The organism is Psychrobacter cibarius (genome assembly GCA_030686115.1).
Taxonomy (GTDB): domain Bacteria; phylum Pseudomonadota; class Gammaproteobacteria; order Pseudomonadales; family Moraxellaceae; genus Psychrobacter; species Psychrobacter cibarius_C.
Genome location: CP131612.1, coordinates 964,267 through 990,802, shown reverse-complemented (window position 1 = coordinate 990,802; position 26,536 = coordinate 964,267). Strand labels below are relative to the sequence as shown.

The following is a 26,536-nucleotide window of genomic DNA, read 5'->3' as shown; positions in this document are numbered from 1 at the left end:
ACGATTTAGAACTGCCAACTGTAAACCACATCTACCGCGTTTTCTGCCGCTGAGGTTGCCTCTACATAAATACGTCGAGTTAACTGATAACGAATGGATAAGCTATTTTGAGCATTAAATACCCCTACTCCGTAGCGTATATACAAGTCAGGCGTCACATAACCGGTGACGTTGACGTTGGTGTCTTCACTACTGCCTGAGGCATCAACGGTCAAGCTCTGAAAACCAAAAATCTGACCGATTTGATTGGTTAGATTACGCGTGCCACTCAGTCCAAAGCTTAAGCCCGCGGCGGCTAGGTTATTCGTCACTTGCGATTTAAAGCCTTGCTCACTGATTTGGGTGGCGCCCTTGTTATTAATTCGACCTGTCACCAAAGCATTCATCGCCTGCTGTTGGGTCAAACCTGCATTATTAAAGACAATAATATTGGGGCTTTCTGTATTGCCTTTGACACGGACACCTACGGTTTTGCCACTGATCGTTTTAACCGCCTCAATACTGAGGTTAGGTTTCATCACATCACCGTTAAAGCGCACTTGTCCGTAGTTAAGCTCTAGGTTCTGACCAAAAGCGTTGATATTGGTACGACGTGATACTTGCACCACCCCTTTTGCACGCATGACACCCGTGCCATTTTGAGTGATATTAATCGCACCAGCTAAAGGAATAACGGCACCAAAACCACGGAAGTTGATATCATCACCCAAGTCGACACCGATATCCGCATTGATTGACCAAGGTTTCGATATTGCCAATACCTCGTCTATATTGCCAATGAGACGACGATCAAGAACTACTGCATCCTCGGTTTGAGTAATGATATCTTCGCTGGCTTCTGGCGGACGAATGGTCGCTGACGGTACGCTGACCGCCCCTTTAATATCAACATAGCGATCGCCTGGACGCACGATGATATCAATATCAGGATTGATTTCTGCCACTAACAATGGTGGCTGGGTAATCACCAAACGCTCGCCGCTGACGCTAAGCTTGGCTTGGAGTTTTTGTTGCCAATTAACTGTCCCAGTCAAAACCCCTTTACCCGTACCACTGCTAAAGGTTCCATCAATAGTCGCTTGCGTGCCACGAATTTTGGCGTCAGTATTTACATTGGTTAAATTAATGGGCAAATCAAGCATCGCAATACGGCCATTAGCAAGTTTCACATCGCCATAGAATTGCGGCTTATCTAATGTACCGCCCAATCCTCCTGCCATCGTGACATTGCCCTCTAGCACTCGCATACCTGGGAAGAAAGGCTTGAATATCGCAAGGTTAAGCTCATTCAATACCAAAGCGCCCGAAATTGGCTTAGGCGTCTTATAAGGATCAACGACCACTTCCGCATAGCCACGCGCACCGCCACCAGTGTTGATGTCGGTACGTAGTTTGATGCCCTCAGGGACGGACAATGCAATTAGTGAGACCCGCTTATAAGGCAGAGTGACGGGTAAACTATCACCATCTTGAATCAAGCCGATTTTGCCGTTGTCTGAATACAGTGTGGTATTAATCGTCGGTGGACGACCACGTTGCCAGCCAACAATCGCCTTACCATTAATTTTGCCATGCCAGTCGATATCTTTGGGTAAAAAGACCGATAGTAATGACGTATCTAGATTTTGTAAGGCAATATTCACCTCACCTTTATCAGGTGACGCGATTAAGTTTTCACGTAAGCATACCTTGCCCGTTTGATCGGTGGCTTGCCAGCAGTGCGCTGCCAACTGTACTTTTAAATCGTTATTATTGCCATTTTGATTGTTGGGTAAATTAACAATTAACTGCGCGGGCTGTAACTGATTTAAGGTCGCATATTTAGATTGAACACGGCCCTTACCGATGACGCCAGACCAGCTCAGTTTATCCCGATTGAAGCCGCCTTTAAGCCTTGCGCCAATCGTAAGCTGCTCATTGGCAACGTCAAGATTGACCACATGCGCCTGCTCAGTACCATTAAATGTTGCTTCAACGCTTTTAAAACTCTGTCCAGCTGCATCTAAGCCTTCAGCGGTGATAATAAGCTGACTTGGACTATTTGCCAAATTGACCAGCTTACCGCGCACGCGACCTTGGCGCAAAATAAAGCCCGGCAGTGCAATTCGCTCACCGACTAAATCGATATAAATGGTTGGCAGCGCTTGCCCTACTGGCTGTGATAAGGTCGCACCGCCAGTGACTTTGCCAGCCAATTTATCTGACAACTGATCCAGACTGGTGATATTAATTTTGGTTTGTAATTGCTTAGCATTGCCATCAGCAGTGACATAATTATCACCCCAACGTAGCACTAAATTATCCGCGTTTAAGCTGTCTATCAAGGCATTTACTTGCTTATATTGCGCCTGTGCATCTTGCGTTTGTAGGCGCTTGAAATAGCTTGCCAAATCTTTTGGCAGACGCATCTTCGCCGCTAAGCTACCTTTGGCACTAAGCGGTTGACCTTTTAGCATACCTCTTAAATCAATTTTTTTGATATTAATGATTTGCTGCGAATCACTCCAGCGCCCATCCGTATCGATAGTGCCGGTGATAAGGCTTGGGGTGTCTTTGAGGAAATAACCAATATTAAAACGATCCATCACTGCGTCAATATCCCACGCAATGCCTTGACGTACATCAACCGTCCCTTTGGCGTCAATACTGCCTGCTGCGCCCACATGACGGAAACGCTTGATACGAATCAGCTGATCATCACCACTGGCATCAATGGTCAGCTTGCCCGCTGGCAGTTGCTCAGCATCTAGCACTCCATCGAAATTCACCGCAAAACGTTGCAGTTTGCCTGCGGTATTTTTACTATTCTTAGGCGCAGTTTGCCACTCGCCACTGGTTTTCAAGTCGCCAGTGATAATCGCTGGATTATTGGGCAAGAAATAACCCAAATTAAACTTATCGAAGCGACCATCTATCGTCCAGCCGATATTTTTACGTAAATCGATGACACCCTTGGCATTCACTGCGCCCGCTTCACCATTGTAATTGAGCTTACGAATACTGATAAACTTTGGCGTGCCAGCCGCATCAATAGATAGGCGTCCTTTTGGTACATCTGCAGTATCGACTTGCCCATTGAAGCGCGCATCGAACATAGATAGCTCGCCACCAACGATATCGATTTTGGCATCACCCGCACCCGTTATGCCAATAGCACGGCCATCTTGAGTCGCATCAAGTTGCGCCTGCAAGTCGGTCTTGTTTAAGGTGATAATATGACGCTGACCACTAATGCCACCTTTAGTAATAGTTAATAAACGACCACGCGCGCTGACACTACCGGTTAGGCGCTCAAGCGGCAAATCACTGCGATACTGTTTGGGTAATAATCCATTGGTACGCGCATCTATCTGCCATGTGAGCGGACGCTTTTTATTTGCCAATTGAATCTGCCCAGTACCTGATAAGTCGCCCACGACTCCTTTATAATTCAGGCGATTGATGTCAATGACATCCCCAGCTTTGCGCACGCTCACGTCATAGTTGCCTTTAGGAGCGGCATTCAATTCATTAATGACCGCATTGGCATCTACTGATAACCGTGAGCCACGAATGATGACATCCGCCTGTCCACGCGGACTATCAATATTACCGATATTAGGCACATCGCGGCGGATTAGGTTTTGCCATTTGGCATCGATATACCAAGGCGCTACCTGTGTCGACTTCGCTGACGTTTTGCCTTGGACGATATTAGCATTCACATGCTCGCCATCACGTTGACGCAAATCTGCATCAAGCTCTACGTTACCAGCACTGTTTTGCTGCTGATAATGTAATGACAGTCGACCATTCAGCTTTTGTGGTGCATATGCTTTGAAATCAGCATAGTCATCAGGAATAACACGGCGAATATCAAAATTGCTACCTGTCGCTCGTACTTTTGCATCAAAGCTGTCTTGCCAATCTAAAATACCTTGCAGAATTAAATTTCCAGCTGGCACCTGAGCATCTAAGCGATCAATACGTAACTGACTGTTTGCAATGACGGCGCGACCTTGATAGTGACCAGACGGAATGTCTTTAGCCGTCAGCTCAGTATTGATACGCAGACGTATTTCAGAGATCACCCCTGTCGCGGTAGCAGTGCCACTTTTTAAACGAATTTTTTGGCTTTCCGCATAAGGGATCAAAATATCATCCCATTGCAATTTTGCCTGGAACGGCGAATCCTGATCTAAACCTTGTACAACAAAATCACCGCTCACATCGCTGTCATTGTAGCGACTACGAACTTTACCGACCGTACGTTTTAGCGTGCCTGTTGCTGTGATATTCAATGGATCAACGTAGGCTTTTTCTAGCGCACTGACTTCTGCAATCGCGCTTAAATCTAGCGAATAGTCGCCTTGTAAATCAATTTCACCTTGTAAGGCACTAATTTTGACGATATCAGCATATTGTAAGTCGCCGCGACCAACCGTTACCATGCTACCGACCCATGTCAAATCACGGGCAACAATATCCTGCACAACGATTGGCTCTTTGGTCACTTGTTTATAAGTAATATTTTTTATTTTAGCGTGATCAAAGCGTAAGTTCACTGGTAGCTGTAACGTTTTATAATCGAACGGCTCACCCGTTGGTGGCTTGTTATTGATAATCTCAATGGTTTGTATGTCTGCATCACGCAGATGCACTTCTTTGGCAAATATGGCACGCCAGCCTATCTTGACATAAGCTTTATCAACCAATACTTCAAGGTCTTCAGTCGCCTTGATATCGATATCAGTGACCCAGATTCCATCACGTAAATTACCGCGACCATATTTAAAATCAATGCCCGTCTCAGCACTGACTTTCTCTAATATAAACTTCGTACCCGACTCTGTGCCCATTGCGTAAAAAAACACGGCAAACATGATGGCTAGCACAATTAAAATAAGCACCAGTAATTTGAGCAAAAATGACAGCGGATACCAACGTCTGACGGCACGAGCGTCGCGCTGTGCTGGATCTTCATCTGGGGCGTTATTAGGCGGGGTATTTTTTGTCAGCATGACACTCAACTACGTTAAAGAATGGTCACCGGCAATCGGCACGATAAATAAGAAATACAACGGATATTGCTAATAGCGCGTATTGAACCTGTCTCTATGTCACTAACGGAGACGACTTAATAATGTTCAATACGCGCTAAATGATGTCACTACTGGATTACATGGCTATAAAGGCGAGCCAATAAAGAAATGCAGTCTAACGGGTATGCTTTCTTCTGTCACCCCAGCAGCCACATCAACTCGTACCACACCGACTGGCGATGCCCAGCGGATACCAACACCGACGCCGACCTTTGTCTCAGTCTCGAAGTTTTTGTCGTAAGCATTACCCACATCAGTGAAGAATGCCCCGCGGAATCCTGGTTTAAATTCATAGTTATACTCTGCACTACCAACCGCAAGCACTTGCCCACCAGTCAAATAGCCCTTGTCGAGCGGTGACAAGCTCTCATAGTCATAGCCACGAATACTTTGGTCACCACCCGCAAAGAAGCGTAGTTTATAAGGCACATCATAAAAATCATCTGCCCAGATGTAGCCTGTATTCAGACTGCCCAATACTTGATGCTTTTGCTCATCGCCAAAACTATAAATGCCGCTGACACCTGCGCGAATGATTGCCATATTAGTGTCGCTAAGGGCTTTATCAGCCCCTGCTTCAAGCGAGTAATACTGACGCATACCGCGAGTCGGATTGGTCACGCTGTCTACGTCGGTTTTATTCATACCATAACCAAATAGCAGCGCTTGCTGCTTAGGCTTAGAGGAAGTAAAGCGAATAGGTAGATCGTCCAACTCTGTTTCATCGACCCCAGTCTCTAGCTCATCTAAACGGTAATTCACAGAGTAGCTGCGATTCCAGCCACTGTCACGGCGAATATTACGCGCCAATGCTGCTTTTAGCGTCGTAGTAGATAAGTCGAAGTTGCCTTCACCTTGGTCGATGACCTCTTCTTCATAGGTAAGACGCGCATCTAATTTATCGTTAAGTGGATGTTTCCAAGGTCGACTGGCATAAACAGCGACGTTTTTAGTAATTCTGGAAACTTCGGTCTCTGCACCGGCTTGATAGCCTTTACGATTGAGCAAATTATAGTCTATTTTTGCCGTCGCTCGCACGCCCGTATCTGTGCCGTAACCAAGACCTACTTGGGCATCGCGCGGCTTACTTGAAGAGACAAAAACATACAACGGTACTTTTTTACTTTCTGCCACTTGTCGCGGCGTTTTTCGACCAGCCAGCGTTGGTGGTACAAAGTTTTCATCAGTGATTAAGCTTTCTTCATCAGGGAATATTTTTTGCGCAATATTACTGATGCCGTCGCTTATTTTACCCAAAAGATTGTCCGCCTCTTGGTCTTTTTCATCCAATACACGGTCATTTGGTAAGCGGCTCAAGCGCTCTGCTTTTTGTTTGATAGCTTGTAGTTTATCAAGTGTTGCTGCATCAGCTTCAAAATCGATCGCCGCAATATCGGCGGGATTGACTGTTTCACCGCTATTGGCAGTCGTATTACCCTCACTCTCTGCGTTATTTTTATCACCATCATCAGCGTTATTGTCTTGATTAACACGGCTACTATTAGAAGCAGCTGAACTTTCAGCACCATTATTGCCCATAACATCTGAGACGCCATCACTATTAATATCGTCGTCGAGTGTGCCGCTATTATTGGTAGGCGTGTTATCAAAAGCCAAAGTACTGGCTTCACTGCGTTCATCTGGCGGCAATATCGACTCAACGTTGACTGTATTAAAATAACGAGTCGCTGATAAGTCATTGCTAAACTCGGTCACCGCTGGACGATAAAAAGGATCGCCGGGCTTAAAGTCAAACAACTGTTGTAATAGTGACAACTCAACAGGTAACTTGTCAGGATCTTGGGTTAAGGTGTTGGTTTCTTCATCGTATGTAAAAAACACAACGTCATCAAACTCATAACGATCCCCAGTGTTGTAGACCAGCGACACATCTGCAGTATTATCTGGCAAGATAATATCAACGGATTTGTTGAGCCAATATTGATCAAAATAGCCATAAGTATTACTCAGCGACTCAAGGGCCGCCTTGCTATCTTTATAAACACGGTGATTGAAGATATCACCCACTTGTGGCGGCAAGTCTTTTTCAAGTGCTATATATTCTGGTTGTTCACTGCCTTCACCGCGAATCTCAACAATACGGCTGTCCACACGTACCGGCTCGCCCAGCTCTTCGATAATGACATCGATCGTGTCAGCATTGCGCTGACGTAGGCGTAACGTAATATCATAGTAACCCACTGCTTGAGCTGCCTCTAATGCTGTTTGGCGTAGGCGTGGCAAGGCGGCCGTAAAGTCGGTAACTGACTGAACTGTCGTATCATCAAGGGCAGCCTTGATGTTTTTCATGGGCTGAACGTCATTGTCCGCTTTGGTGAGCTTTGGCTTACCATTGACAGTACCTTCAGCGGTCGCCTGCCGTAGATAAATTGTGGTATCTACATGTGGTAATGCCATCACACCTGCATTGAATAAACGGTTATAAAGGCGTTTCACGATATTGCCTTTATTACGCGCCATTGGCTTGGGCTTACTCGCTTGTTCGATACTCTGGTTTATTCCCTGAGAGTCCGCTTGATAGTCTGGCAAGTAGTCATCAGGATTGATGATATCTGACGTTGTACCATCTTCATTGGTCTCATCACTGGCATTGGCGACAATCTCATTATCGAAAGTACCGGTTCCATCCACGCGTCCACTACTGACAGAGTCGCTAACATCGATCGGACGCGACATAACTTCAGCCGTCTGTGCACTTTCAGCAGCGCTCTCATTCCTACCTAATGTCTCAAGATTGTTAGGAGCTGGCAGATTGGTCGCATCCAAATCCACATCTAAACCAATAGGCGGGGTTGTATCATCTAATGTAGCAATTGGCGCGTCAAAATCTCGATCGTTATTGCTGATATCATTATTATTGTTACTGTAATTGTTATAGTTAACGTTGGTAATATTATTGATGTCATCAATATCTTTGGCATTCTGCATGTCCATCGCAGCCAGCTCACGATCAATCTCTTCAGGCGTCATCATCTGATAACCCTGCTGCTGTATGGCTGCGGCTTGTTGCAACAAGTCATCATTGGCGTTATTGGAAAGATCGAGCTGAGCATTATTTGCGCCAGCCATATTATCCATGGCATTTGCCTGAGAATTGGCCATACCCTGAGACTGAGCAGCTGGTTTTTTAGCGCTTTTATCTTGAGCATCAGACTTTTTAATGCCTAGGCTTTGTTCGCTGTACTCATCCAATACTGACTGATCGATAATGCCCTGCTCTACTGCCTTTTTTAGGCGCAATGCATCCAAAGCGATATCGAGCTGAGTATCATCATCTGACAGTGTGGTCGATTGAGTGCTGGTTGATTGATCGACAGCTATTTGATTGCTCGTAGGTTGTTTAGGAGAACTGACATTATTTGTGGTATCAGCCAATGCAGCAGGTGCCATACCGAAACCCACCAGGCTGGTCGCTAGCGCAGTGAAAAGTGCTGAGCGCGTAAAATGAATGCGCGGCGCATTGCCATGAGTTGCCATAGCTGCTGCACGACGTGTTTTTTGAAAACGGTCACTCTGAAAATCTTGAATTTCAATATCCTCTCGAACATTATCCGTATCACACTGCATCATCGATACATTGCGCGCAAGCGTTGAAGGCTGGTGTTTCATGTGTATTTCCTATCACCTCACGCGGCACAATATTATGAACGATAACAATCGCCTAGTCTTACCGGTGAATAAACTTATAGCAGTTGGCTGAATTATGGTTTACTGTCTTGCTTTGGATAATGACCGTTTATAACGCAAACCTTGGTGTCAGATTAGCACCATGTTTTTATCAAAAAATAGACATGCGTGAGTGGTAGCAAGCCTTTGCCATTACTCACACCTCGCGACGCAACCATGCAAAATTTACAAATCATAACTTAGATAATTATGAAATCATAGCGTCGAGCGCATGTATTTTTACCAAAGCCTTGCTATTATACGGCTTAATATTGATAAAACCTATGCGATATTTCGATAAGTTTTTGATACTGTTAATAATTATATCGATAATTACTTTCACTTTAAAAGCGGTATTCAGCGCTTTTCTTTGATCTAGCAACCGCGACCCGTCTGTAGGAATTTTCATGGCCAATCAGTTTCAATTATTTAAGCACCGCCGTTTTAGCGCCATGTTTTTTACCCAGTTTTTGGGCGCGTTTAATGACAATATTTTTAAGCAAGCGCTCATACTGGTTTTGACTTACACCGCTGCGAGTCAGTTGGGCATGGAAGTCAGTATTTTGAATAACTTGGCCGCGATGTTGTTTATTTTACCTTACTTTTTGTTTTCTGCACTGGCAGGACAAATCGCGGATAAATTTGAAAAATCAAAACTCACACGATTGATTAAATTGCTAGAATTCGTGATTATGGTGATTGCGGCAGTAGGGTTCGTGTTTGAGTGGTACGCATTGTTATTTGTTGCGTTGTTTCTCATGGGCACTCAATCTACTTTTTTTGGACCTATTAAATACGCCTACTTACCACAAGCGATGAAAGAAGATGAATTGGTTGGTGCTAATGGTTTGTTTCAAATGGGGACGTCGTTAGCGATCTTGCTCGGTATGATTATCGCGGGCGTTTTAACCCAGATAGCGCAGCCGCTCTATTGGATAAGTGTGACAGTATTGGTCATCGCCGTCTTGGGTTATTTTGTCGCAAGATTGATACCCCACATGCCAGCGATGCAGCCAAACCTAAAAATCAACTGGAACATTGTGACCACTAGTGTGGCGACGGTGCGCTACTTATATTCATTGCCTTTTTTGTTCTTTGTCATCCTTGGTAATAGCTGGTTTTGGTTTTATGGCGCGACGTTTTTGACCCAAACGCCAGAATTCAGCAAGGTCATCTTACATGGTGATGAATCAGTGGTTATTTTCCTATTAACCTTATTTTCTGTTGGTGTGTCGATTGGCTCATTATTATGCAAATCACTAACCAAAAACCAAGTCAGCTTACGTCTTTTGCCCTTTGGTATCGCCGGCTTAAGTATTTTTGCAATTGATTTGTATTTTTCACTGTCAAGTCTCAACATCAATGTGAATAATGCGACTCTGTTTGGCATCAGTGAGCTATTTGCGGTGAGTGGCAGCTGGCGCGTCTTTGCTGATTTATTCTTTTTGGGCTTTAGCGGCGGTTTATACATCGTACCATTATATGCCTCTATGCAAGCCTATGCACCAAAGAGCCACCGCGCGCGCGTCGTTGGTGCCAACAATATCTTTAACGCGATATTTATGGTCACCTCAGCGATTTTCTCTATCGTTATCTTGAACGCTTTGGGGTTCAATTTACCTCAGCTATTTTTGGTGACAGGACTCATAAACATTGCCTTCGGTGCCTTTTTATACAGTAAACTCAATAAACATATTAAAAATGCGGTCATCCAAACGCATGATGAAGTGGCTCCATAAGTAAGATTGACATGCTGCTATAGCAATCAATGTATTATCAAACGGATAATATTGATGCTGATAATTTGGATTGTTTGCTATAGTAATACTTATGCGTTAATCACTATCATTATTTTAGAAAAACAGATAATGTTTTTAGCAGAACAGATAAGTTTAATTTTTTGATCGTATTTAAGCCATCAGGAGTGAATCATGGCCCTGCGTCCCTTATCCAAAGTCGACCAATTATTACTTGGGGTCGATAAGGCATTACGAGCTGTCGTACCACATTCAAACCCTAGCACTCGTCCACTACCAGTCAGCAGTGACGAGATTCCTGAGCTCACCATCACCGAGGCGCGACATGTCGCAGGATTGATGCGTATCAATCATACTGGTGAAGTATGTGCGCAAGGTCTGTATCATGGTCAAGCATTTGCCGCCAAAGACAGTGGCGTCAAGCAAGCCATGCAACAATCAGCCGAAGAAGAAGTCGATCATCTGGTCTGGTGCGAGACGCGATTAGACGAGCTTGGCAGTCATGCCAGTGTCTTTACGCCATTATGGTATGGCATGTCTTTCGGTCTTGGCGCAGTCGCGGGTGCCATCTCTAATGAATTTAGTTTGGGATTCGTCGCAGAGACAGAAGCTCAAGTCAGCGAACATTTACAAGAGCATATCACCCAATTACCAGAGCACGATAAACGCTCAAAAGAGATACTGGCACAAATGGATATTGAAGAGTTGCATCATCGTGAGCTAGCCTTAGCAAATGGCGGCGCAGCGTTATCACCGCCTGTACGTCATACTATGCGCTGGATGGCCAATCGCATGAAAGCCACGGCATATTACTTATAATTGCCATCTGTGATAGCAGATTTTGAGCGATAGGTTGTGATGATAAGTTCGTTGTGATGGTAAGTACAGTGCGCTTTATCATTGATATTGCTCTCATTTACCCTGCTGTCGCTGGCATGACGTACACGCTATTGCGTTACTATTAACAATCCTACTACTGATAGCGCTCAGTTGAATTTGTTAGGGTATTAAAAATTTGTATGATTTTGCCGCAAAGACATGAGCTAATAACCATTCAATTGCTAAATAACAACTAAATAAATTAAGGTAACGATTTTTATGAAAGCCATCAACCAATCGACTCTCTCTGCCCGTTCGTCTAGCAAGTCGCCTAAACTGGCAACTCTGACAGCACTGGCCACAGCTTGTGCCATGCTATTATCAGCGCCTGTCAATGCGGCAGAAACCAATGCAACAACAGATGCTGCAAAGACCGATACTACTGCCACATCGGTGCCTAGCGCTATGGATTCTAGCAAACGTGTGATTCGCCTTGCTCGACCGACTGCGGCTAGTACAGCACAAGAGGGTACTTTACCGACTGCGGCGGTGACAGCCAATACTCAACCAACTGACCTTCAAAGCAGTAGCGTTCCACAAAGTGCTCCTTTACCAAATAATGCTCAGCCGTATCGTGCGCCAATGAGTACATTGCAACCACAAGATGTTGTACCAGCACCAAAAATACCTGAGTTCACTGGCACCACTCGAGTTTATGAGCCTGGTCCTTTGACCGCTACTGGTGTCGACCTGCGTAGTGGTCAGCTTGCCAATATACCAACGCCGCAAGTGCAATTGTCAGACGTAAGCTTTGTACCGACTGTGTTGATTCCTCAGCAAAACGGTAATAACAACGATCAGCTAGACGTGAGCTTGCTTGATGACTTCATCGAAGACGTCTCACCAAATGCCCGTCATTACCCACCAAACTTCCCTAATCGCTCACAGCGCCATTATACGCGTGAAAAAATCAAAGTATTGGCTGAATGGATACAGCCTTATGCTGAATCACCAAATGCCTCTTATGATGTATTGATTCGTGCTGCTAAACTCAATGGCATGGGACGTAACTTAGATTTGGGATCAGACTATACGATACGTGGTGGAAAATATGTTGACCGTGCCATTAAACTGCAACCTGATAGCGGCGAAGCCAACTTCTTATACGGCATGATGTTGTCAGAAGGCGGTGGCTTCAAAGAAGGTCAAAAATACCTAGACCGCGCAGTGTCTCTTGGCTATACCGAAGCAGAGCAAAGCTTGGCACAGTCAGACTTATTAAGTGACCGCCGCGATAACGCACTAGAGCGCTTACGTCGTCTTGAACAGAAAAATCTTAACAATGACATCATTCGTCAGCAAATCAAACTTATTGAAGAGGGTAAATTCTACATTTGGGATATACCTGCGCCTGACATCAATGTTAAGCCTAGTGCTTAACATTGATTAGGTGTTTAAATGTTATTAAGTGAATTTACCAAATACCATGATTGCTCCATAAGCTAGATTGACTCGACTAAGCCCCTGACTTTATATCGAAATTACTTCAATATAGAGTCAGGGGCTTTTTTATGTCTAGCAAAACTCCATTGAACCCAACTTGCTGTCTACCTTATTTAAATGCGTGTTCAATTCAATTATCGAAGTTTAAACCGTATTTTTGAAATTTAAATAAAATAGTTTAATGCGAAAAGTTACGCTACACTTCTTCTTATAAATTACTGACTCAATCATGCTTTTACGACTAACTGGACTCACCTATGACTTTCGCTAGCCCTATCAAAAATATGGTGACGCATGCTAAGAAAACCCCATTTTCGATCACATCAGTCGCCTTGATAGCCGCGGTAGTATTACTACCTGCGTGCAGTACGGTATCAGTGAATAAGCAAGCGTCAGCGAAGACGATTACTGCACAGCGCGGTAATATTATCACTACCAAAAAATTAAGCAGTGATACGGCATCAGCGCTCTTATCGGCAGGGCTCAATGAGCAAGCCTGTATGCAGCAGTTTGATTTATGCCTCACTCAGCTTACTGACAGTATTTTGAATAAACACTACCGTCCTACTTTGGCAGTTTTTGCAGAGTTACACTACGCAAAAGCGCGACAGCTTTCTGCCTCTCAGGACTGCCGCAATGCGCTGGCTCGCCCGCCACTTGATCCTTATTATGCCAACGCACCTTTAGAGGATACAGAAGCTAAAGTCCAGCAAGAAAACACCAATCGCTGTCTAACAGGTTATCAAGAGCGGCTATTCGATGCTATCAAATCCAGTTATACCTATTTATTTTATGACAGTTTGACCCATGACTTTGAGGGCGCAGATCAAGATAAAAGTCCCTCTCAGGCACAGAACCGTATTCCGAATGACACCGATATTCAGACCCAAGACATCTATAATGCCGCCAGTAATGATGTGATAACCCAGCTGTATAGATCAACCAACGGCTCAAATAAGTTGATGGGCGGCACCAAAGTAGATTATTTACCCACATCCGCTAGCAATCTTAATGACAGTAACCAAGCCGCGATTGCCAATTACTCACCGCTCAAGGGCAAACCGACTGATCAAGTCAACGTCATGAAAATACAAATTGATGATTATGATCTTGGTGTTTATTTGCCTAATGAAAATAACTATTTGCAAAATGCACATAAGCAGACCTCTGCACTAGCAGACTTGGTTTCTACTTACGAATTACGCCTCTCTGGGCTTAACTCAATCAGCAAACGTCCAGGCTTAGGTATCAGCTTGGTGGCCTCACTAGATGACCGTTATACCACCACGATTCGCCAATTATTAGTATCATCATTGTCAGGTCGATTGGCCAATGAAAAAGATGGAGACACAGATGAGAGCAAGCCAAGGTCGCGTATCTACCCTACTGGACATTTGCTATTAACAGGATTGATTGAACCAAGCGGCGATAGCGTACTGGATGTACTAAGCAGTCGCAAGCTCGATATTCATTTATACAACCCATACCAAAGCGAAAGCGTTAACATCCTTAATAGTGACTATCCACTGGCGGCTAACTTTTCTGCAGGTTATGGCTTGTGGCTGTCAGAGAACCAGCTAGATGGCGTCGGTTATCTCAATTTAATCACTCGCCAGCCAGAGGCCAGACTGCCCAAATTATTCATGCTTGAACCTTATGATCCCAATAAGCGCGTCCTGATTATGCTGCATGGTTTGGCTTCTAGCCCTGCCACTTGGGTCAATTTAACCAACGATATTCTCAACGACGATAAGTTGCGTGATAACTATCAAGTGTGGCAGATATTCTATCCAACCAATTTACCCATTTTAGAAAACCGTTATCAAATACAACAGTTAATCAACAGCACCTACGAGCAAACTGATCCTAAAGGACAAAATCGCGCCAGCAAAAACAGCGTGATTATCAGTCATAGTATGGGTGCCATTATCGCTCGCATGATGCTATCTGATGAAAACTTGGTCGATGACCTAGATAGACTAGACGATCAAAATGTGCTGTCTGACAGTGAAAAACGTAAGATTCGTGACGCACTTAAAGCATCATTTGGCGAAGATCAGCTAAAAGAACGCTTTGAGCTAAAAGCCTTACCACAAGTAGATACGGCTGTCTTTTTATCAGCGCCTTTTCGCGGAACTGACTATGCAGATCGCTGGTTCACTCGGGCACTGCGCCGTATTGTCTATTTGCCAGTCGGTTTGGTAAAAACTGTCACGGACAATTTAGCAACTATTGCCACGCAAGGTGATTTGGCACAAAATCCTTTGGGTGCGTTATATTTACAAAATGGCGCAAGTCAGCTGAGCGACAAATCCTCTTTTATACAGCTGACGAAAGACATCACCATCAATGATCGTGTTACCTATCATTCTATCATTGCCAATAACGATGCCGATATTACCAAAGGATTGGCGCAAATGCAGCCAGCCGGTGCAAAGGTTGATTTATCGCAAGCAGTAGAAGACATTGAAAATGAAACAGTCGGTACAAGTAGCCCTTCTGATAGCTCAAAGCTCTCTGCCCAACCACTGGTTGCAGCCGTCACTGTCAATGAAGATATCAGCCAGGCACTAACTGAACGTTTATCAGATGGTATTGTTCCTTATACCAGTGCTCATCTCGATGGCGCGGCTTCTGAGACGATTATCAGCGGTGGTCATAGCATTCAAACTAACCCGCAAACTATTTTGACATTACGCCAGATTTTACATAAACAATTGCAGTAATAATGATTGCTTGTGTCATATAGCACTGCACTGGTCTTTGCACTTTAAAATTAAGAGTAGAACAGATGGCTTTGCAACTTTGTACTCTGTTGGATATTTGTGCCCATACTAGGACACAAATAAAACATTACTGTTATTAAGGTGAACTTGATAACACCTTGTTTTCCCAAGCGATTAGTCTGATATATCTGGGTTTATCTCAGCAGTTTTTAATGACTATCAGGTATGCGACCAATCTATTGCGCAGCTTGCGTGTGTGTCGAGGGAAGCGCATAATATATTGACAGCACCTGACAGTAATGTATTAATTTATAGGGATATAAATTACTTAATTCAGCTAAACAGTCGTTAGCTTAGCCGCACTCTATCCCTAAGATTGCTCGCTAATCAACACTGAGCCATTGCCCGTACTATTTTTTACCTTAATCTATAGACGACTGCGGGCAGTTACTTGAGCGTTTTATGGAAGCCAGCGCTATTCAGCTAACAGATAAGGGTAACCGTTTATGTTCGCTACGTTTATGATTGACCAGCTCGATGCGCTGATGCTCGCGCGTATCCAATTCGCTTTTGTTATCTCGTTTCATATTGTTTTTCCCGCGTTTTCTATCGGACTTGCCAGCTGGTTAACGGTGCTTGAATTCCGTTGGCTCAAAACAGGCGAGCCTATCTATGCTGAAGTCTACAAGCATTGGGTCAAGATATTTGCCGTTGTTTTCGGCTTAGGCGTGGTATCTGGTGTAGTAATGTCCTACCAGTTCGGTACTAACTGGGCGGTCTTTTCTGACAAAGCCGGTAACGTGTTGGGCCCACTACTCGCCTACGAAGTATTGACCGCATTTTTCTTAGAAGCGTCCTTTTTAGGTATCATGTTATTTGGTTGGGGACGTGTCAGCAAACGTATGCACTTTGCCTCAACCGCTATTGTCGCCATCGGTACGCTGATTTCAGGCTTTTGGATTTTGGCAGCCAATAGCTTTATGCAAACGCCGCAAGGCTTTATGATGGGTGCCGACGGTCTACTCTATCCAACCAATTGGCTGGAGATTATCTTCAACCCGTCATTCCCTTACCGTTATGCTCATATGATGACAGCGGCATTCTTGACGACTGCCTTTGTCATTGGCGGGGTTGGTGCTTATTATATTCAGTCCAAAAAACACACCGAACACCGTCAACATGGTCGTGTCATGCTAGGTATGGCCATGATTATGGCGATATTTGTCGCACCCGCTCAAGTATTGATTGGTGATGAACACGGTCTAAATACCTTAGAGCATCAGCCAGCCAAAGTCGCAGCGATGGAAGGTATTTGGGAGGATGAGCGCGGTGCAGCGTTACGCCTATTTGCTATTCCTGACCAAGAAAACCAAACCAATAAATATGAAATAAGCATTCCCTATGTTTCAGGTTTGATTCTTACCCATTCGTTAGATGGCGAAGTAAAAGGTCTAAAAAACTGGGCGCCTGAAGACCAACCACCGGTGATGATTGTATTCTGGGCATTTCGCATCATGGTTGGTATTGGCATGTTAATGGTGCTGGTCGGCTTATTTAGTCTCTATAAATACTTTAAAAAACAACAATATAGCCCCGAAAGTGTCTGGTTCCACCGTGCTTGGATGATGATGACGCCACTTGGCTTTATCGCATTACTGGCGGGCTGGTTTGTGACCGAGACAGGACGTCAACCATGGACTGTATATGGTGTGATACGAACCGCAGAAAGTATGTCACCGCTCGCAGCACAGCAAGTAGCAACCACGTTGATTGGTTTTATTGTTCTCTATATATTTGTCTTCGGTGCAGGCAGTTTTTATATTCTACGCTTGATCGCTCAAGGGCCAAAACCGTACGAAGATCCTGCCGATGATAACTTCTATGAGCACTCAGTGACCGAAAGCCAAGGTCGTGCGCTCAGTGGCGATAGCAATCCTGCTAAGAGCACTGAAGAAGATATAGATACTCCTGCAAACGACGTCGATGATGGAGGGTTACGCTAATGTTTAACTACGGTGATGTATTAGACTTACCTTTAATTTGGGGCGGACTGATTGCTCTATCCGTCTTTATCTATGTATTGCTTGATGGCTTTGATTTGGGCTGCGGCATCTTGTTTCCCTTTGCTGGCTCAGATAAAAACCGTAGCCGCATTATGAACTCTATTGCCCCATTTTGGGATGGTAACGAGACTTGGCTAGTATTGGGCGGTGGCGGCTTGTTCGCTGCTTTCCCAGTGGCTTATGGCATTATTATGACGGGGCTTTATCTGCCTGTTACTTTTATGCTATTCGGTCTAATAATGCGCGGTGTGGCATTTGAATTTCGCTTCAAAGCATCGTCACGTCGTCACGTATGGGACACTTTCTTTTTTGTTGGTTCAGTCGTTGCTACATTCTCTCAAGGTATTATGCTTGGGGCGCTTGTACAAGGTCTTGAGGCAAGCAACCGTCTCTATACTGGTGGGCCATTTGATTGGTTAACGCCTTTCTCGATTGTCTGCGGCTTTGCCATGATTATTGGTTATGCCTTACTTGGCTCTACATGGCTCATTATCAAAACTGAGCATACCCTACAAGTCTGGGCACGCAAAGTGTCTGGCTGGATGCTGTCTGCTTTGGTAGTGGCAATGATCGTCGTCACAGCGTTTATGTATTTTTCAGACATTAATGCTCTTGAAGGCTGGTTTGGCTTTCCAGGTCTATTATATCTAGCGCCTATGCCAATTATAGTTTTACTATTATTTTTCTTGATGCGTAAAGACTTAAGTGGCGAGCGCGAATATCGTCCTTTCTTGTTGACTGTGGCACTGTTTTTGATGGGCTATATCGGGGTTTGTTTCGCCATGTTCCCATACATCGTACCGTATCAGATGACGATTTATGAGGCAGCCGCTGCTGACACCTCACTATCCTTTATGTTAGTTGGCGCCGTCATAATGCTACCGATTATCCTGAGTTATACCGCTTTTGCCTATTACACCTTTAAGGGTAAAACTGGACATGAGCATATGTACTAAGGGTAAACAAAGGATATAAAAATGTGGCTACTGCAAATATTAGCAGTGGCTACACTTTTTAAAGCGCATTAACACGTAGTAGGAGGCGAGCATGAAGAAGCTCAGTAAGAAACAGTCACAATGGGCATGGTTCATTGGGCTATATATAGCAGGGTTTGCAGTTATTTTTACGATTGCTCAATTAATCAAGTTGGCTATGGGTATCTAGCAGTCATTTGCAGCCCACTTAGCCATGGCTATATCACATAAAAAAGCAGCGCCGATTCATCGACGCTGCTTTTTTATACGACTACTTATGTAAGATTAGTAATAATTAGGCATCTTAATCTAAGTGCCTTATTATAAACACCATAGTCTAAACGCCATAATCTAAGCGCCTTGATGGTGATCAACACCGTTACTTTTGATAAATTCGTTTACCTGCGCCAAGCGTTCAGGCGTGCCCACATCTATCCAATTATCAGAAATGATTTCAGCCGTGATTTGGAACTTTATCATCGCTTGCTTGAGCAATGGTGCCAACGCCGCTGGCTGACCTGATACCAACCCATCGACCAATCGTGGTGACATCACACTAATGCCAGCAAAGGTGTATTTGTCTGCATCACCAATCGGCTGCTCGCTGGCTAAACCATTATTGATGGCAAAATCACCGCCGTTATTATGCTCTGGATTGTCAATCAATAACAGATGTGCGCGCTGATCAGCGCCAAGCTTATAATCTCGCAACTGCGCAAAATCATAGGTCGTCCATACATCTGAGTTCACTAAGATAAATGGCTCATCGCGCAGCTTGCCAGTTTGTAACGCTCGAAAAATACCACCTGCGGTCTCTAGAGGCTCATCATTCTCTACTGACCAATGTAATTTAACACCGTATTGACTGCCATCACCCAGTGTATCCATCAGCTTATCAGCCAGCCATGACGCATTAATGGTGATATCAGTGATACCAGCCGCTTGTAGCGCTTTAATGTGCCAGACGATAAGCGGTTGCCCACCCACCTCTACCAGAGGTTTGGGCGTATCCAGTGTTAACGGACGCAGACGCGTGCCCTTACCAGCAGCCAAAATCATTGCTTGGGTAATCATTGCTCGGTCAATCTCAGACATGTGCGCTCCTTTTTTTATTTTATGGGATTATACATTCAGATTAAAATTTGCTAATGTTTTAACGTAACTTATCAAATGAGCATTACTTATCAGATGAGCATTCGCGTCAAATAAAGCTCGCAAGTGGTTCGTTCTAAATATATTGCTGTACAAACTTACTCTGATAAGCTGGCAGTATATTATCCCTGAGACTCTCATTAAACGGCGCTACTGCTCGTTGCATATGCGGTCTACCGTGCGCCTCTAACCATTCTAACTCGAACATTAAATCACGCATCACCTTAGGTATATCCGCCAAATAGCGGTCTTTGCCATCTCGCTCAGACAAGCGAATAAAAATCCCCAACACTTTTAAATGTCGCTGCACGCCCATGACATTCATATCGTTTTCGAGCTGCTTTATGCTATCTACCGTAGTCAAGCCTGCCTGCTTTTGCAACTGCCAAAAATCATTAAGCCATGCAGAGACTTGGCTCTCTGGCCATTCTACATAAGCATCTCGCAGCAATGACACTAAATCATAAGTATAAGAGCCGATGACGGCGTCTTGAAAGTCAATCACGCCTAAACGCGAGCTATCCGCTTGGTCTTGCATCAAATTGCGACTGTGATAATCACGATGGACGATGACTTGTGGTTGCTGCAAAATCTCTTTTATTAAGGCTTCTTTTAAAGTCTTCCATAATGCTTTATCAAGCTCGACACCGATATAAGGTATAAACCAATCGCTGAATAAATCCATCTCACGATCTAATAGCTCGGTATCATAATCTGGCAATTGATGTTGCGACTTGGCTGTTTCAACTGGCACGGTCTGTAGCGCGACCAACGTCTGCATTGCCAACTGATAATGCTCATCTATCTGCGCAGGCGTCGCATCAACTAGCAGATGGGCGAACTCTATCGCACCAAAATCCTGTAACACCAAAAATCCTTTCGTCACGTCTTGTGCGATGAGCGTCGGCACATTGATCGCCGGTGCCATCAGCTTAGTCACATTGATAAACTGGCGCATGGCGTCTTGTTCGTCCGCTGAATCCATAACAATATAATGTGCGACTGTCGTGCCATTACTGTCTGACAGCTGGATTCTATGGTATTGGCGAGCACTTGCGTCACCGGGTAGACTATCGAGTTGGAACGTTTGACCAGCAAATACTTGCTGCAACCAGCTCTCTAATTGTTGTAGACGGCTATTGAGTTTGGTATCGATCATATTAGGCTCTAAAAGTATTTTATCAGTCATAATGGGCATCGCAGGTTAAATATAAGTCATAAACAATTAAAGTAGTGATAAGTCAGGCAAAACCTTGTTAAAATAGCAACGTCTTGAGCCAAAAAAACTGCGATAGCAGGCGTATTGGAATATCATTCGACATCTAGCGCTGAGCATAACCTCAGCAACCATTCAAAAAACAGCTTGGCTATATTATAAATTTTGGTAAATAGTGTAGCTGATTTGGTTTTTTTTGACTATGATTAGTCGTCATTATATGTAAAACAGCCAAATTCTTAAGATAGCATTATCAATCAGTGATTTTTTAGTCGTTTATTAACCGCCATACATGATTAATAATATGGTTACTAAATTCAGTATCGCAATTCAATAGGCTCTGCAATCATAGGTGTGCCCTTGTTATATTCTCCGCTTTACCAAAGCATCCGTTTGATCTTATTTGGTGCCTTAGGCTTGTCCAGCCTAACCGTTAGTGCTGCGCCCAGCAATGCTGACACACAGCAAACTGAGTCGCTAATCACTGACAGTAGCACCCACTATATCTCTGATGTTACACCTGATGCCAATCGCAGTAGCGTCCAAAAAGACAGCGACTATAATGATATCCGCTATCAAAATAGCAATAATCAAAAGACTGACTTTCAGCGTAATGCGTCTCAAAAGGCTGCTACTGATAACAATGCGTCAGACAGTAGTTTTGACAATACTTTTAATGAAAGCACCTTTAGTGAAAACACCTTCAACGACAGCATCTCTAATGAGAATGCTATTAATGAAAGTCCCTTAGACAACCGCCCTCTAGAAATTACCGCCATTAATGAGAGTGATGATCAAGGTTTTGTACCAGCAGCAGATACGATTTCGACCACTCAAAACAATAGCACTGCTCAGCTTACTGAAACCACTGCACCTAAAGCCGCACAGAAGACTGGTAAAGTTGATGTGAGTGATGAAAGTATTCAAGATAGTCTGCTGCGTTTAGCAGAGTTTTATGAGCTGACACCTGATACAGATGCCTCAACGTTAAACAATAGTGATAATGCTAACCAAGATATCATTCAAAACGAGCTAACACCTACCCCGCAAACCATTCCAAAAGTGGGTAAAAACTTACAGTTATTACCGAATGCCGTAGATAGCGCCCAACGCTGCGAAGGTCAATGGGTTTATCCAAAGAGCAACCCCAACTATCAACGCGCGGTCAATGAGGCGGGAGCAACCAATGGACAGCCTGCGCCAAACTTAAATGGTCTCCCGAATAATCAAGCGCCGCTGTTTTCAGAATCAGATTATGGTTATTACGACAATGTCGACTATGCAGAGCTGTCGGGCAATGTCATCATCAATCAGGGTACCCAGCAGATAGAAGCAGAAAAAGTCTTGTTAGATTTGAGCAATGGCGTAGCCGCCGCTCAAGGTAAAGTCATGTTTACTGACCAAGCGACAGGTCAGCAAGTATCACGCAACAACGCACTAGATAGCAATGCGCCAAACCGCTCATCGAATAATTCCCAAGCCAATTTCACTGAAAAAGCATCAAAAGGCGGGCTTATTGGGGTCGCCGATAGCTTAAATTATAATACTGAAACTGGACAGTCGACAGCCAATGATGTGGCTTTTGCTAGTGTAGAACTGCAAGCTCATGGTTATGCCAAGCGCTTGAACAGACCGAATGACAGTCAATATGAGCTAGATGATGTCATGTTTAGTACCTGTCCACCAACCAATCGTAAATGGCAGTTTGATGCCAAAAGCATTGATTTGGATACCGATACAGGTCGCGGCGAAGCCTATAATACTACTTTCCGTATCGCTGATGTGCCTGTGTTCTATTTGCCTTACTTCAACTTTCCGATTGATAATCGTCGCACCAGTGGTTTTTTATTGCCGAATGCCAGTATCAGTAGTGAAAGCGGTCTTGAGGTTGATATACCCTACTATTTCAATTTGGCACCCAATTATGATGCCACGCTCAATACCCATATTTATACCGATCGTAATCCTATGGTGTCAGGCGAGTTTCGCTATCTGACCGAAAGTTACGGCGAAGGTATTTTTAATGGTTCATATTTGCCTAATGACAAAGAGTACAATGACGAAGACCGCTCTAGCTTCTTTTATGATCATTATTGGTCATCTAAGAGCATTCCACGCTTAAGCGGTGATGCAAAATACAGCTATGTGTCAGATTCAGACTACCTCAATGATTTTGACACACTGGGTCTATCAGACAGCACCATAAACTTACCACGCCGTGCGCGTGTCAATTATTATAATGACTATGTTGATGGTGAATTGAAGGTAGAAACCTTTCAAACTCTAGACGCTTTTACCAGTAATGGTAAACCCTTAGAAGACAAAGATAAACCTTATTCAAGATTGCCGCAGCTCAAGCTCGATTATCGACTGCCTTGGGCGAAGAGCTTCGATATCACTGGTGTACACGATTCCGCTTATTTCAAAAAATCCATCGACGATGGCTCTGAGAATGAAAAAAGTGGCGGGCGAATTTATAATAAACTCAGCGCCGTTTATCCAATGGAAAAATCTTGGGGTTATATCAAGCCCAAACTGAGCTTACAACATCTCTATACCTCTTATGATGAGGATAGCTTAGCCGACAACCAGTTGAGTGATAAAGACGGTAGCCAGTCGGTATTTGTACCGCAAGCCAGTATTGATGCAGGTCTGAATTTCTATCAAGCAGGCTCGCCTTTTGGCGCATTCGACGATACCATGGGTGGCTATCGCTTGCTAAGCCCGCGATTGAAATACACCTACTCGCCATATGAAGACCAAAACGATATTCCGAACTTTAATACGCGTATTGCCTCTATTAACTATGAACAGCTGTTTTCTGACAGTTGGTTCTTAGGGCATGACCGCTTGCAAGATTTGCATTCAATTACTCCTGGTATCAATTATCGTTACATCGACGCAACGGGTGTGACACGTTTTGATGGTAGCATTGCAGAGCAGTTTTATATCGATAATGGACGTGTTACGCTTGATGATCAGCAACCTGTCTTCACCTCTTCATCTTCAGGGATGGTTTGGGATACCAGCACGCAGCCTTACAACAACTTTTGGGTTGATGTTAGTGGCGCACTGACCAATGATTATGATTTAAATTATATTACGACTGAGCTGCGTTATCAGCCGTCTGACAACAGCTTGTTTAATGTTGGATTTGTCAAACGTCAACGTGATGAAAACACCGATCAGCTGCCACTCTCTGCTTTTACCGCATCGGCTGTCTTTCCAATCAATAACAGCTGGCGAATCTTGGCTCAAGGTCAATACGATTACAATCGTGATAAAGTTCTTGATTCGTTGGTCGGCGTTGATTACGAAGATTGCTGCTTTGGTTTTGCAGTTTATGGTCGTCGTTACTATAATGACTTAAATGTCAAAGACAAACCAACGCAAGCTATTATGGCAGAGATTAGATTGAATGGTTTGGGTAGTGGTAGCAGCCGCCTGACTCGCTTACTCTCTGATAAAATCTTGGGCTTTGAACCTGTCCAGACTGCTTGGAAAGATTAAGACCGTGCTTGTATAAATATTTTTGCTATGTATTTCATAACCCAGTTTGTAACCCTATTATGGTCAACGCTGCCTAATATTTGACTGTTAAAAGTATTAAACAGCGTTGACCAACTACCATCCGATGCGATGACATTGATGAGGAGCATCATGAGATTTTTTTCTTTACGTCAAACCAGCCGTGCTGTATTGCTATCTATGAGTGCCAGCCTTGCGCTTACATTGAGCGCCCAAGCTGCCACCGTTAAACCTGCAAAATCACAAACGCCTCAAGCAAATGCCGTGACCGCGCAGAATAACGTCAATCGTTTGACGCCAGCCAATAGCACCGACGGTATTATTGCTTTAGTCAATGAAAATGCTATCTTAAAGAGTGATTTGATCGATGCTATCACTCAAGCACAAGCACGTGCACAAGCAGCAGGTGAACCAATAGCAAACTCAGCACAACTACAGTCTGAGGTGTTAAATGCGCTCATATTGCGTGAGTTACAACTATCTATGGTCAAGCGCGTCGGTTTAAACCCTGATGAAGCGGCTATTAATCAACGCCTTAGTCAAATTGCTCAAGCAGAAGGGCTGACGAGCATCTCAGCTTTGCAACAGCGTTTGGACGCAGCAAAACCTGGTAGCTATGCGGCGCTACGTGCGCAATTAATCGAAGACGCAGCCATTCAAGCCTTGCAACAGCGCCAAATCGGTAACCGCGTGCGCATTAGCGAACAGGATATTGATGCATTTTTAGCCTCGCCTGAAGCCAAGCGCTTAAACCAGAGTGAGTATCAAACGATTCATGTACGAGTGCCTTACATGGATGACTACAGCCGACTATCAGAAGCCCAACGCAATGAGGCGTTAAAGGTAGCAGAAGCTCTGCGTACTCGCCTGCTTGCACCAAACGTTGATGTCGCTGAAGCGGTCGCTGCTAGCCAAGGCAACTATCCTATTCCGCTACAAGGTGGCGATATGGGCTTTCATAAAGCCGCTTCTCTACCTACAGAGCTATCAAGTGAAATTACCAAACTTGAGGTTGGCGCGGTCAGCGCACCATTAATAACGCCTGAAGGTATCGATATCATCAAACTTGCTGACAAAAAAGCCAGCGACACTATGCTGATACCGCAGTGGCGTACTCGTCACATATTGGTAAAAGTTGATGAGCTACAGACAGATGCGCTTGCTGAGCAAAAGATTAATGATTTGTATGAACAGTTACGCAGCGGCGCTGATTTTGCTGGTTTAGCATCGACCTATTCAGATGATCCCGGTTCCGCTGGCCGCGGTGGCGATCTTGATTGGGTGAGTGAAGAAGACATGATTGGTCCATTCGAAGCCATGATGAAAAACACGGCGGTTGGTGACTACTCTGCTCCTTTCAAAACCCAGTTTGGCTGGCATATCTTGAAAATAGAAGGCAAACGCCAACAAGATGTTAGCGATCAATATCGTCGCAACATGGCACGTCAAGCACTTTATCAGCGCTTAGCACCGCAAGCCAAAGAAGACTGGCTACAAGAGCTACGCGCAGGTGCTTACATCCAAGTACTTGGCTAACTGATACAGGCATCGATAAGTCAAATCTAATAATGCTTTGTCAAAAAGGGTATATGCTAATGCATGTACCCTTTTTTTATTGACGTTCATTTATGCGCTAAAAATAATCAGAAGGTCATCTCAAATATATTGCAGCATATCCAAATACAAAAACATCAAATAAAATAAATGTAAGCATTACGCACACAAAGAAAAGCCCCGAACCTAGGGCGATTGGTTCGGGGCTATGGCGCTTCATATTGTTGTTATTATTTCTTCCATGCTGACTCATCCTAAGTCATAAACAGTATCCTATAAGACAGCGGGCTGACCTGTGCTTTTATTGATACTGTCTCAACACTGCATCCATGCGTATCCTTGTGTTGATGCAGGTATTGTAGGGTAATCAGTTTAATGCGACTAGACGCTAAAGACCTTATTTAACGTAAGCATATGCTTACAGCCTCTTTTAACATTGCATCATACGATGGCTATAGTAATGGCAGGCTATCAAC

General features: G+C 44.2%; 12 protein-coding genes. 8 read left to right on the top strand and 4 right to left on the bottom strand.

Annotated features, from left to right (window positions below):
• Positions 1-5 precede the first annotated feature (5 nt).
• Both Q6344_04170 and Q6344_04165 read right to left on the bottom strand, forming a co-directional pair.
• Complete coding sequence (locus Q6344_04170; protein WLG14537.1) at positions 6-5,000, bottom strand: translocation/assembly module TamB domain-containing protein; 4,995 nt, start codon at positions 4,998-5,000, stop codon at positions 6-8.
• Between the two features lie 165 nt (positions 5,001-5,165).
• Positions 5,166-8,711, bottom strand: coding sequence for a BamA/TamA family outer membrane protein (locus tag Q6344_04165; GenBank protein WLG14536.1), 3,546 nt, complete (start codon positions 8,709-8,711; stop codon positions 5,166-5,168).
• A 464-nt stretch (positions 8,712-9,175) separates the two neighbouring features.
• Here Q6344_04165 and Q6344_04160 point away from each other — a divergent pair, with 464 nt between their 5' ends.
• The 6 genes from Q6344_04160 (at position 9,176) to cydB (ending at position 18,592) form a co-directional block, all read left to right on the top strand.
• Positions 9,176-10,507 (top strand): MFS transporter, encoded by a 1,332-nt coding sequence (locus Q6344_04160; protein WLG14535.1) that lies wholly within the window; start codon positions 9,176-9,178, stop codon positions 10,505-10,507.
• 198 nt (positions 10,508-10,705) lie between these two features.
• Positions 10,706-11,344: a 2-polyprenyl-3-methyl-6-methoxy-1,4-benzoquinone monooxygenase gene (gene coq7 / locus Q6344_04155; GenBank protein ID WLG15144.1), complete on the top strand. Its 639-nt coding sequence runs from the start codon at positions 10,706-10,708 to the stop codon at positions 11,342-11,344.
• A 279-nt stretch (positions 11,345-11,623) separates the two neighbouring features.
• On the top strand, positions 11,624-12,784 hold the full coding sequence (locus Q6344_04150; protein ID WLG14534.1) for a hypothetical protein: 1,161 nt from the start codon (positions 11,624-11,626) through the stop codon (positions 12,782-12,784).
• Positions 12,785-13,104: 320 nt separating this feature from the next.
• Positions 13,105-15,573 carry an alpha/beta hydrolase gene (locus Q6344_04145; GenBank protein WLG14533.1) on the top strand — a complete coding sequence of 823 codons (2,469 nt, stop codon included), beginning with the start codon at positions 13,105-13,107 and terminating at the stop codon, positions 15,571-15,573.
• A 521-nt stretch (positions 15,574-16,094) separates the two neighbouring features.
• A complete protein-coding gene (locus tag Q6344_04140; GenBank protein ID WLG15143.1) occupies positions 16,095-17,576 on the top strand; it encodes a cytochrome ubiquinol oxidase subunit I in 1,482 nt (493 codons plus the stop codon).
• Positions 17,576-18,592: a cytochrome d ubiquinol oxidase subunit II gene (gene cydB, locus Q6344_04135; protein ID WLG14532.1), complete on the top strand. Its 1,017-nt coding sequence runs from the start codon at positions 17,576-17,578 to the stop codon at positions 18,590-18,592. The genes Q6344_04140 and cydB overlap by 1 nt, the downstream gene beginning before the upstream one ends.
• A 369-nt stretch (positions 18,593-18,961) precedes the next feature.
• Here cydB and Q6344_04130 read toward each other — a convergent pair whose 3' ends face one another.
• Positions 18,962-19,705 (bottom strand): nucleotidyltransferase family protein, encoded by a 744-nt coding sequence (locus Q6344_04130; protein WLG14531.1) that lies wholly within the window; start codon positions 19,703-19,705, stop codon positions 18,962-18,964.
• 133 nt (positions 19,706-19,838) lie between these two features.
• Positions 19,839-20,921 (bottom strand): phosphotransferase, encoded by a 1,083-nt coding sequence (locus tag Q6344_04125; protein WLG14530.1) that lies wholly within the window; start codon positions 20,919-20,921, stop codon positions 19,839-19,841.
• Between the two features lie 417 nt (positions 20,922-21,338).
• On the opposite strand from Q6344_04125, the gene lptD reads away from it, so the two are divergent.
• Entirely contained in the window at positions 21,339-24,488 is a 3,150-nt protein-coding gene (gene lptD / locus Q6344_04120) for an LPS assembly protein LptD (protein WLG14529.1), read from the top strand.
• Between the two features lie 150 nt (positions 24,489-24,638).
• Positions 24,639-26,042, top strand: coding sequence for a peptidylprolyl isomerase (locus Q6344_04115; GenBank protein WLG14528.1), 1,404 nt, complete (start codon positions 24,639-24,641; stop codon positions 26,040-26,042).
• Positions 26,043-26,536: the final 494 nt, after the last annotated feature.